At 46.1% G+C, this 870-nt stretch carries 1 protein-coding gene; it reads left to right on the top strand.

Annotated elements, in window-relative coordinates; genetic code table 11:
• A partial coding sequence (gene mnmC, locus A3757_RS02485) for an FAD-dependent 5-carboxymethylaminomethyl-2-thiouridine(34) oxidoreductase MnmC (RefSeq protein ID WP_156506122.1) occupies positions 1 to 798 on the top strand: 798 nt, incomplete at its 5' end.
• Positions 799 to 870 lie beyond the last annotated feature (72 nt).

Genomic DNA, 870 nt, shown 5'->3' with positions numbered 1-870 from the left:
TACGCAAAAATATTACTTAGCGATAAGCCAGCTAAGTCGCAGGCTACCATCACGCCATTTTACAACTGCGAAGCGAAGCAGATCAGCCAAAATACAGACTCAAGCTGGACCATAGAAACAAATTCAGGCCTTTTTCACACAAGGCATCTTGTCATTGCAAACTCTAATGACACCAAGAGTTTTCCCCAATTAGCACACCTGCCAACCAAGCCCTTGCGCGGGCAAGTTACATCGATAAGATCTAAGCAGAATAGGGAGGAAATCAAATCTACGCAGTGTGTGTTAACAGGAGAAGGCTACCTATGCCCATCTGTTTCTGGTTGGCACCACTTTGGCGCGACCTTTGATTTGGACTCAAATAATGAAAGCACTAATGCAGAAGACAATGAAAAGAACTTCGAAGCAATTCAGCACTGGAACCCATCATGGATTTCGGATAAGAACACTGAAGATAAAAGCCTGAATGACTATGATGTAAAAAGTAACGCCGGCCTTCGTTGCACCACTCCTGACTACCTTCCAATCGTTGGGCTCGCTCCAAATTTTGAACAAATGAAAGAGACCTTTGCCAAACTTCGAGTTGGCGCCAACAGCTGCAAACATCTTTATGGACACTACTATCAAGGTCTTTACGTCAACGTTGGACACGGCTCCAAAGGCGCATTTACAAGCCCCGTCGCCGCAGAACTTATTGCTCACGAAATATGCGGCGGCATCCCACCGGTAAATGACACACACAAAGCAATGTTTTCGCCCGCCCGCTTTATCATTAAGCACCTTAAACAGCGGCGCATTTAAACAAGGGGGTTCTCTATAGAGTTTCGATACAGCGTCCAATCGAAAGCAGGGCCTGGGTCTGTTTTCCGCTGT

It is taken from the genome of Oleiphilus sp. HI0117, from assembly GCF_001635235.1.
Note: the sequence above shows the minus strand (reverse complement) of the source record. Positions and strands in the feature narration are given on the sequence as shown.